Here is a 7,404-nt window from a genome sequence, read left to right as displayed (position 1 = left end):
GGGGTGTCCGTGGTGCCGGCCCGCCCATCCCGCTGCCCGAGCCTTTGCGCGTGCGCGCCGGCACCACGGACACCCCGCGTTAAGCCCAGGCCGCCAGCATCCCGCGCCATCCACCACGCGGGCTTTTTATCGTCATGCAGCGAGTCTTTTCCCCGCCGGGATGGGGCTGACCGCGCCATGCGGCCCCGCATCCGCGCGCTCGTGGTGGAGGAGGCCGCGGCGCCGCGCCAGGCGCTGGCCGCCATCCTGGCCGCCGACCCCGCCATCCAGGCGATGACCGCCGCCGACCCGCTGGCCGCCGCCCGCCAGGTGGAGCGCGACCCGCCCGATGTCATCCTGCTCGACGCCGCGCCGCCGCGGGCCGACGGGCTGGCGGCGCTGCGCCGCGCCCTGGCGCGGCGGGCGGTGCCGGTGGTGCTGTGCCTGGGCGCCGCGACGGGCGCCGGGCTGCCGGCGGCGCTGCTGGCCCTGGCCGAGGGCGAGGTCGCCGAGGTGCTGCTGAAGCCATCGCCCGCCGCCGGCGCCGAGGAACGCGACGACATCCGCGACAGGGTGCGGGCGGCGGCGGAAAGCGGGCTGCCGCGGCTGCCGCCGCTGGCCCTGCCCACGGCCGGGCCGGCCCCGCCGCGGCCGGCGGTGATCGTGCTGGGGGCCGCGACCGGCGGGCCGGCGGCGCTGCTGCGGCTGCTGCCCGCCTTGCCGCCCGGCTGCCCGCCGCTGGTCATCGCCCTGGCCCTGCCGGCGCCGCTGGCCGAGCCGCTGGCGGCGCTGCTGGCGGCGCGCTGCCGCATCGCGCTCCGCGCCGCGGCCGAGGGCGACGCCCCCTGCCCCGGCCTGGCGCTGCTGGCGCCGCCCGGGCGGCACCTGCTGCTCGGCCCCGGCCTGCGCCTCGCCCTGACCGAGGCGCCGCCGCTGCGCGGGCGGCGGCCCTCGGTCGACCTGCTGTTCCGCTCGGCGGCGCGCTACGCCGGGCCTTCCGCCATGGGCGTGCTGTTGAGCGGCAGCGGCGAGGATGGCGCCCAGGGGCTGCTGGCGCTGCGCGAGGCCGGCGCCGCCTGTCTGATCCAGGAGGAGAGCTGCTGCCGCCATGCCGGCATGCCGCGCGCCGCCCTCGCCCTGGGGGCGGCCACGCGCAGCCTGCCGCTGGCGGGGCTGGCCGCGGCAATGCTGTCCGGCGGGGATGGGGGGTAGGGTCTTGCGGCGCGCCGGGGAGATCAGGCGGCTCGCATGCGGGCCATCTGGCGCCAGGCGGCACGGCCGGCGGCGGTGACCAGGCCGGCGGCGTCGGGCAGCAGGGCGATCCGGGTCAGCGTGTCGGCCTCGCTGAGCAGCAGGGAAATGCCGTCATCCTCGCGCTGCACCATCAGGGCGGTGTCGCTGCCCTCCCAGGCGAGCGGCGCGAGCAGCAGCGTCACCTCCCCCATGCTGCCCACATGCGGGAAGATCGACCAGTCGCCGGCCAGGGCCCGCAGGCCGCTGGTGATATCGGCAATCTCCGCCGAGGACAGGCGGGGTGCCGCGAAGGGGTCGCACATTCTGTGCTCCTTGGCCGAGAGGCGCGCGGGCGGAAGCCGGCGGACCATGGGGCGACGGGACGCGACCGATTCTGGCCGCGGCGCTCAGGCGGCGGAGAATGCGGGGAAAGTGTGAAGATACCTTAAAGGATATGAACCAATCACAAACATTTTAGGTCGCGCCGGGCACCTTCGCGTGAAACTTAAGCTCGGGCTTTGATGTTCACATCCTGTTCACGGTAGCTTAGATTGCCCCTGGCGCCAGGGCGGATCGCGCCCCACATCCAGTCGCCACCGCCGCCTGCCCCCATTTTCGCCGAGCCGCGCCGCCGCATGAACCAGATCATCCCCGCTGCCACCCCCTTCCTGCCGCCGAAGCGCCCGGCGCCGGCCAGCAACCGCCGGCTGCAGGTGGTCTCGCCCTATGAGCCGGCCGGCGACCAGCCGACCGCCATCGAGCAGCTGGTGCAGGGGCTGCAGCAGGGCGAGCGCGACCAGGTGCTGCTGGGCGTCACCGGCTCGGGCAAGACCTTCAGCATGGCCAAGGTGATCGAGGCGCAGCAGCGCCCCACCCTGATCCTGGCGCCGAACAAGACGCTGGCGGCGCAGCTCTATGGCGAGATGAAGTCGTTCTTCCCGGAGAACGCAGTCGAGTATTTCGTCAGCTACTACGACTACTATCAGCCCGAAGCCTATGTCCCGCGCTCGGACACCTACATTGAAAAAGACGCGCAGATCAACGAGCAGATCGACCGCATGCGGCACAGCGCGACACAGGCGCTGCTGGAGCGCAGCGACGTCATCATCGTCGCCTCGGTCTCCTGCATCTACGGCATCGGCTCGGTCGAGCTCTATTCCAACATGGTGGTCAAGCTGCAGGTCGGCGGCCGCATGGGGCGGGAGCTGCTGCTGAAGGCGCTGGTCGAACAGCAATACCGCCGCAACGATGCCGGCTTCCAGCGCGGCACCTTCCGCGTCCGCGGCGAGACGGTGGATATCTGGCCGAGCCACCTGGAAGACCGCGCCTGGCGCATTTCGCTGTTCGGCGACGAGATCGACGGCTTGCGGGAATTCGACCCGCTGACCGGCGAGATCGCCGGCGAGATGGAGAACGTCGCCATCTACGCCAACAGCCACTACGTCACGCCGCGCCCGACCCTGCTGCAGGCGATCCGCGACATCCGCGTCGAGCTGAAGCAGACGCTGGAACGGCTGAACGCCGAGGGCAAGCTGCTGGAAGCCCAGCGGCTGGAGCAGCGCACCACCTTCGACCTGGAGATGATGGAGACCACCGGCTCCTGCAAAGGCATCGAGAATTATTCTCGCTATTTGTCAGGCCGCGGTCCCGGCAATCCACCGCCGACGCTGTTCGAATACCTGCCCGAGAACGCGCTGCTGATCGTCGACGAAAGCCATGTCACCGTGCCGCAGATCGGCGGCATGTATCGCGGAGACTTCGCCCGCAAGACCATCCTGGCGGAGTTCGGCTTCCGCCTGCCGTCCTGCATGGACAACCGGCCGCTGAAATTCGAGGAGTGGGAAAGCTTCCGCCCCGACAGCATCTTCGTGAGCGCCACCCCGGGCCATTGGGAGATGGAGCGGACCGGCGGCACCTTCGCCGAGCAGGTGATCCGGCCGACCGGGCTGATCGATCCGCCGGTCGAGATCCGCCCCGTGGAACGCCAGGTCGACGACCTGCTGGCCGAATGCCGCCTGGTCATGGAGCAGGGCGGCCGCGTGCTGGTCACCACGCTGACCAAGCGCATGGCCGAGGACCTGACCGAATACATGACCGAGGCGGGCATCAAGGTCCGCTACCTGCATTCGGATGTCGACACGCTGGAGCGGATCGAGATCATCCGCGACCTGCGCAAGGGCGTGTTCGACGTGCTGATCGGCATCAACCTGCTGCGCGAGGGGCTCGACATCCCCGAATGCCGGCTGGTCGCCATCCTGGATGCCGACAAGGAAGGCTTCCTGCGCTCCACCACCTCGCTGATCCAGACCATCGGCCGCGCCGCGCGCAATGCCGAGGGCCGGGTCATCCTCTATGCCGACCGCATGACCAACAGCATGCGCCAGGCGCTGGAGGAGACCGACCGCCGCCGCGCCAAGCAGGTGGAATACAACACCCTGCACGGCATCACGCCGCAGAGCATCGTGCGCGGCATCAGCGACGTGCTGCAGTCGGTCTACGAGCAGGACTATGTCACCGTGGCGCCGACGGGGGCGGAGGAGGACGGGCCCAGCCATTTCGTCGGCAAGGACCTGCGCGCCAGCATCGCCGAGCTGGAGCGCAAGATGCGCGCCGCCGCCGCCGACCTGGAATTCGAGACCGCCGCCCGGCTGCGCGACGAGATCAAGCGGCTGGAAAATCTCGAGCTCGGGCTGCAGCCGAACGAGGCCGGCCGCTCGATGCAGCCGGCGACGCCGAAGCGCGACTGGAAGCCGAAGCCGCTGGGCCCGGGTGGCGGCGGCTACGACCCCGAGAAGAAGAAGGGCCGCGGCCGCCGCAAATAGCTCTTCCAGTTGTCGCCGGCCGCTGGCCGGCGACGGCGGCGCTCAGATCAGGCTGAGCGCGGCGGGGCTGTCCGCCGTCTCCTGGCGGGTGAAGCGCAGCGGCGCGATGCGGATCAGCGCGCCGGTCAGCGGCCCGCCGACGAGGGCGAAGACCGCCTCGATCTCGCCGGTGTCGCTGGTGTTGACGAAGTCGAGCGCGAAACGCAGCACATCGCCCTGCTTCGCCTCGGCCAGCGGCATCATCTGCTTGGCCAGCTCGCGGCTGGGGATGCCCTTCAGCACGCGCAGGTCCAGGCGCTTGGCGCGCGTCGGCGCCGGCGCCACCGAGTTGGGCTCGGCGACCGGGGCGGGCGGCAGCTCGGCCAGGGTCAGCTCGGCCTCGACCTTCCAGGTGCCGCGCGGCAGCCGGACATAGGGGCCAAAGGACAGCGTATTCTTCTCGCCGACGCGGATCTCCAGCAGGCGGCCGTCGCGGCTGTGCTGCTGATTGGTGCGCAGCATGTCGGTGCCGACCTCGAAGCTGGGCTCGCGGCTGTGGAACAGGCTGCGGAAATAGCGGCCGCTGGGCTGGCCGAGCTTCGGCTCCGCCACCTCGGGCAGGCCGCTGCCGTGCAGCGGCACGCCAAGCGGCGGCAGGCGACCCAGCTTGCGCTCCACCACCTCGCGGATCGCCGCCGTATACTGCGGCAGGTACTTGCCGAAGAAGTCGCGGCGGGCGGCCTCGTCCTGCAGCGGCGCGCGCGGCGCGGCGTTCAGCACCGACTGGAAATCGGCCTCGGTGCGCAGCGGGACGACGTTGAAATGGGCGCCGAAATCCTCGCCCAGCAGCGCCCGGCGGTCGAGGCCGAGCAGCGTCACGTCGAGGCCCAGCGTCCAGGCCGGCAGCGCGCCATGCACGCGCAGCGAGATCAGGCTGTCGGCGGTGGCCAGGTAGCGGATGAAGGGCTCGGCATCGTCGAAGACGACATGCGGGATGCCGAGCTCGTCGAGCATCTGCACGTCCTGCTCGTCATGCGCGATGAAGAGGCGGCTGGGATCGGCCTGCCACAGCCGGCGGTAGAAGCCGTGGACGTCGGCATCCACCCGGTTCCAGAAGCTGGCGGTGCCGTTCAGCACCGAGACCATCTGCTGCGGCCGGCGAAACAGCGGCCGCGGCTCGAACAGCGCCGAGAAGAAGCCCGGGCAGGGCAGCGGCTTGTGCGCGACGCCCAGCGCGTTCATCACCGCCGAGCCGCCCATGTCGCGGCAGGTCAGCAGGTCGAAGCCGGCATAGCGGCGGTAGTAGTCGGCCGAGACGGCCTTCTGCACGCGCCCGGCGAAGGCGGCGTCGGCCGCGGCGCGGTCGGCGTCGAAGGCGTCGAAATAGAAGGCGCCGGCGCCGAGGTTCAACTTCACCGGCACCGCGCTGCCGGCGATGTCGGCGATGCGCTGGATGTTGCGGCTGACCTCGCTGGTATTGGCGATCTGCGGCGTGCCGCAGATGACGGCGATGTCGGTGTCGTCCGGCAGCGGCGAATGGTCGGAGAGGTAGCGCGTCTCCTCCTCATGCGGGCCGATGGCGGCGCGCATGATGTTGCGCACGCCGCGGTAGATCACCCGGTCGCCCACATTCATCAGCTGGCCGCCCGCCTTGTCCGGAAGCGTCAGGTAGGTGACCTTGATGGCGGACATGGCAGCTCCCGGTCGGATTTGCGGCAGGGGTGGCGGATAGCGCAGCTTACGAAACTATAAGGCGCGGGCTCGGAGCGGCATAGAGCAGGGGCCGGCGGCGGGCGCCAGCCTCGGCCTGCCGCCGCGGCCGATCACAGATGTGCGAGGGGGCCTAGTCGGCGTCCATGGCGCGGCCGGCGCGGTGCCGGCGCAGCAGCCAGAAGCCGATGCCGGCCGAGCCCAGGAACAGCACCGCGGCCAGCGCCAGCTGCGAGCTGCGGTCGACCGCGACGCCGCCGCCGGCCAGCGCGAAGATCGCCGTCTGCGGCAGGTAGCCGACCAGCGACCCGGCCAGGAAGGCCAGCGCCGGGATGCCCGACAGCCCGGCCAGCAGGTTCAGCGCCAGGTTGTTGCCGATCGGCAGCAGCCGCAGCGCCAGGGTGGCGCCGAAGGGGCTGGCCGCCAGGCTGTCGCGCAGCGGCCGCAGCCGGCGGCCGAAGCGCCCCGCCAGCCGCCGCTCGGCCCAGTCGCGACCGATCAGCCGGGCCCAGCCATAGGCGGCGGCGCAGCTGAGGATCTGCGCCAGCAGCGACAGCGCGCCGCCGATGAAGGGGCCGAAGACATAGCCGCCGAGGAAGGCCACGGCCTGGCGCGGCACGCCGACCGCGGCGGCCAGGCTGCCGACGATGATGAAGATGGCCTCGCCGCGCAGGCTCTGCTCCAGGCCGAAGCGCTGCACCCAGGCCTCGGCCGCCTCGCCGCCCGGCGCGGCGCCGAGGGTGCGCAGCAGCCATCCGGCCAGCCCCAGCCCCACGGCCAGCGCCAGCACCTTGCCCAGGGAATTAAGCGGCTTTCGGGTCGGGCGGGACGGCTCTGGCAGGGGCGGCGCCCCGCTCAAAGCGTGGTTTCCGTCGGTTCCGGCCGCTTCCAGCGCTTCTGCAGCCACATCACGCCCAGGATGTCGGTGATGCCGACGGCCAGCCGGTCGAGCGTGCCGTAGTTGGACACCCCCTGCAGCCGCGGCCGGTGGTTCACCGGCTGGGAGACGACCCGCCCGCCCTGGCGCAGCACCAGCGCCGGCAGGAAGCGGTGCATATGGTCGAAGGCCGGCAGCCGCAGGAACAGCTCGCGCGGGAACAGCTTCAGCCCGCAGCCGGTGTCGGGCGTGGCGTCGCCCAGCATCTTCGCCCGGATCCGGTTGGCCCAGCGCGAGGACAGCCGCTTGACCTGGGTGTCCTTGCGCCGCGTCCGCCAGCCGGCGACCAGCAGCGGCGCGGCGCCGGGCGCGGCCTCGGCCTGGGCGAAGGTCCAGAGGGCGGGGATATCGGCCGGGTCGTTCTGGCCGTCGCCGTCCAGCGTCGCGATCCACTCGCCGCGGGCGGCGCGGACGCCGCTGACGATCGCCGCCGACTGGCCGCAGGAGCGCGGGTGGCGCAGCGTCCGCAGCGTCGGCGTGGTCGCCATCAGCCCGGCCAGCGTCGCCGCCGTCGCATCGGTCGAGCCGTCGTCGACATAGATGATCTCGTGCGGGATGGCGGCCAGCGCCGTGCTGATCTCGGCGACCAGCGGGGCGATGTTGGGCGCCTCGTTGCGCACGGGGATGACGACGGAAAGGCGCGGGGCGGGGTTCGGACTGGCTGCGGACATGCCGTGGTTCTCGGCTGCGGCGGGACGCGGATGGTCCGGCATGGTCAGGATGGTGGGCGCGCCGGGGGTAGCA

6 protein-coding genes are annotated in these 7,404 nt (G+C 71.9%); 2 read left to right on the top strand and 4 right to left on the bottom strand.

Translation table 11 applies throughout. The features are described from left to right. The first annotated feature begins 177 nt into the window (after window positions 1–177). The gene (locus GVN67_RS27310; protein ID WP_160000469.1) at window positions 178–1,191 is read left to right on the top strand and encodes a chemotaxis protein CheB; all 1,014 of its coding nucleotides are present in this window, start codon (window positions 178–180) and stop codon (window positions 1,189–1,191) included. A gap of 23 nt (window positions 1,192–1,214) precedes the next feature. Here GVN67_RS27310 and GVN67_RS27305 read toward each other — a convergent pair whose 3' ends face one another. After that, window positions 1,215–1,535 carry a hypothetical protein gene (locus GVN67_RS27305; RefSeq protein ID WP_160000468.1) on the bottom strand — a complete coding sequence of 107 codons (321 nt, stop codon included), beginning with the start codon at window positions 1,533–1,535 and terminating at the stop codon, window positions 1,215–1,217. Window positions 1,536–1,847: 312 nt separating this feature from the next. Between GVN67_RS27305 and uvrB the strand changes: the two genes are divergently transcribed. Beyond that, window positions 1,848–4,034, top strand: coding sequence for an excinuclease ABC subunit UvrB (gene uvrB, locus GVN67_RS27300; RefSeq protein WP_160000467.1), 2,187 nt, complete (start codon window positions 1,848–1,850; stop codon window positions 4,032–4,034). 42 nt (window positions 4,035–4,076) lie between these two features. Here the strand turns inward: uvrB and GVN67_RS27295 are convergent, their stop codons facing one another. The 3 genes from GVN67_RS27295 to GVN67_RS27285 form a co-directional block, all read right to left on the bottom strand. Then, window positions 4,077–5,705 (bottom strand): hypothetical protein, encoded by a 1,629-nt coding sequence (locus GVN67_RS27295; RefSeq protein WP_160000466.1) that lies wholly within the window; start codon window positions 5,703–5,705, stop codon window positions 4,077–4,079. 151 nt (window positions 5,706–5,856) lie between these two features. Then, window positions 5,857–6,513, bottom strand: a complete 657-nt coding sequence (locus GVN67_RS27290; protein WP_235035563.1) for a TVP38/TMEM64 family protein — start codon at window positions 6,511–6,513, stop codon at window positions 5,857–5,859. Between the two features lie 65 nt (window positions 6,514–6,578). Further along, window positions 6,579–7,331, bottom strand: coding sequence for a glycosyltransferase family 2 protein (locus GVN67_RS27285; protein ID WP_160000465.1), 753 nt, complete (start codon window positions 7,329–7,331; stop codon window positions 6,579–6,581). Between the last annotated feature and the right edge of the window lie 73 nt (window positions 7,332–7,404).

This window comes from Roseomonas sp. 18066 (assembly GCF_902706185.1).
Classification (GTDB): Bacteria; Pseudomonadota; Alphaproteobacteria; order Acetobacterales; family Acetobacteraceae; genus Pseudoroseomonas.
The sequence above is the reverse complement of the archived record's forward strand: the minus strand, read 5'-3'. Positions and strand labels throughout refer to the sequence as shown.